This is a genomic window from Aromatoleum sp., from assembly GCF_036675785.1.
GTDB lineage: Bacteria > Pseudomonadota > Gammaproteobacteria > Burkholderiales > Rhodocyclaceae > Aromatoleum.
In genome coordinates, this window is sequence record NZ_JAKFEF010000036.1 from 1 (window position 1) to 2185 (window position 2185).

Annotated in this window: 2 protein-coding genes; one reads left to right on the forward strand and one right to left on the reverse strand. The window is 68.4% G+C overall.

Annotation, left to right across the window (positions count from 1 at the left end; all coding sequences use genetic code 11):
* Nucleotides 1-1116, forward strand: a 1116-nt coding sequence (locus tag V6M37_RS09280; protein ID WP_332672567.1) for a B12-binding domain-containing radical SAM protein, incomplete at its 5' end; no start/stop codon positions are given.
* 187 nt (nucleotides 1117-1303) lie between these two features.
* Here V6M37_RS09280 and V6M37_RS09285 read toward each other — a convergent pair.
* Nucleotides 1304-2185, reverse strand: an 882-nt coding sequence (locus tag V6M37_RS09285) for an SGNH/GDSL hydrolase family protein (RefSeq protein ID WP_332672569.1), incomplete at its 5' end; no start/stop codon positions are given.

Sequence of the window (2185 nt, forward strand, 5' to 3'; positions counted from 1 at the left end):
ATGATGGAGTCGCTGCCGTTCCCGCAGTACGGCGACGGCGAGGTCATCTACGAGGCCGGCGTCGGCTTCCAGCCGATGAACGCCCAGCACTACATCGAGAACGACGGCCTGAGCTACACGACGCTGTGGTCGATCGGCTGCCCGTTTCACTGCACGTACTGCGGCAACACGAAGTTCATCTCCAACGACGCGAAGTACAAGCGCATCCGCCACCCGAGCGCGCGCTACATCGTCGACGAGGTGAAGACCGCCCGCGAGCGATTCCCGCACCTCAGCCACGTCTCCTTCCACGACGACAGCTTCATGGCGATCCCGTACCGCGAGATCGAGGAGTTCGCCGAGCTGTGGAAGGCCGAGCTCGACCTGCCGTTCGCCGTCTACGGCGTGATCCCCAACTACGTCAAGCGCGACAAGTTCGAGCTGCTGACGTGGGCGGGCATGAACCGCGTGCGGATGGGCATCCAGAGCGGCAGCCGCCGGACGCTGGAGTTCTACAAGCGCCCGTCGCCGCCGGAGAAGATCCTCGCCGCGGGTGAGGTCAACGCGTCGTTCGCGCCGAAGTACCACATCCCACCGGCCTACGACATCATCACCGACAACCCCGTCGAGACGCGCGAGGACATCAAGGAGACGCTGCAGCTGCTCTACGACATGGAGCGGCCGTACACGTTGTTCATCTACTCCCTGAAGGTCATCCCGAACACCGAGCTCGAGAAGGCGATGAAGGAGCGGGGGATCGACATCGAGGAGATCTCCGCGACGTTCATGTCGATCCCGCCGCGGGTGAACAACCTCCTGCTGTACACGCTCACCCTGTGGCGGCCGCCGGAGTGGCTGTGGAAGCAGCTGCTCAAGCGCGTCCGGGCGAGCACCGAGGAGCAGAAGCTCTATCCGCGCCTGGGCCACGCGCTGCGCACGGCGTACCTGACCCGCCGCGCCCTGAGCCATCTCGTGAAGATGGACTTCTCGGCGATCCCCGGCAAGGCGGGCTACTACGCGTGGAAGGTCGGGCTCGTCGGCGGGTGGCGCAAGCACATGACCACGCGCATGCCGCGCCCGGAGCGGCCCGAGCGCGAGATCGCGCGCGAGAAGCGCACGCAGAAGATCGCGGCCTAGACGCCGCGCGCTTGGCGGATGCGCTGTCGCGCCGCGGTCGTGCGGCCGGCGGCGCACTGCATCTCTGACGGGTGTGAGTTGGCGGGGTGACGGCGTCTCGTCCGGGGCCTGCGCTGGGGGGTGTGGCGAGTTGCGTCCACTGTGAGGACGGAAATCGCCACACCCCCGCGCTGCGCCGCGCGGCGCGCTACTTGAAGACGTCAGGATTGGCCGCGGCGATCACGTCCGCGAAGCCGCGCTGACCGTCGCGGTTGGGGTGAAACGTCGTCGGCGAGATCTTCGGCTCGCCATTGCGCCCGCGGGTGATGCCGTGGATCCAGTCCGCCTTGGGCCCGCAGATCCGGTGATCCTTGAACGCGTCGCGCGGGTCCACGAAGCGCAGGCCGAACTCGGCGGCGATCGCCCCGATCTCGCCGTCGAGCTGCACGGCGGCCTTGCGCAGGTCAGAGCGGGCTCCGCGCGTCAGCGGGCCGACGCTGGCGCAGAACGTCGATCGGTAGCTGTCCTCGAAGATCGCCGGATAGCCGAGCACGATGACCTTCGCGTTGGGCGCCTTGGCCTTGATGAGCCCGTAGGCCTCGCGCAGCCGGGTGCGCAGCTGCGGCAGCTTGACGGCGAAGACGTCGGCGATGATCCGGTTGCAGCCCTTTCCGGTGCCGGGCGTCGGGTGCAGGATGGCGTCCGCCATGCAGGATTTGATGGCGGCGATCCAGCCCGAGTCGTTGCCGCCGATCCCGACGGTGACGACCGCGACGTTGCGGTTCAGCGCACCGAGCTGGTTGGCGATCAGCTGCGGGACCTCGTCGCCCGAGCACGCCCAGAAGTCGCGTGTGGGCTCGTGCTTGACCCCGCCGCGCAGGCGTGCGGCGAGCAGCTGGGAGTACGCGTTGCGCGAGCGGTGGCACCGCTGCGGACGGCCCTTCCCCGCCGCCATGTAGTCAAACGCGCCCTCGCCGGACGTGTAGGAGTCACCCAGCGCGACGTAGCGCTTCACGGTTGCGGCCTGCGCCTGCTGCCCGCCGGCGCCGGCGGAGACCAACACCACCAGCGCGACGGCGACACCCGCCAG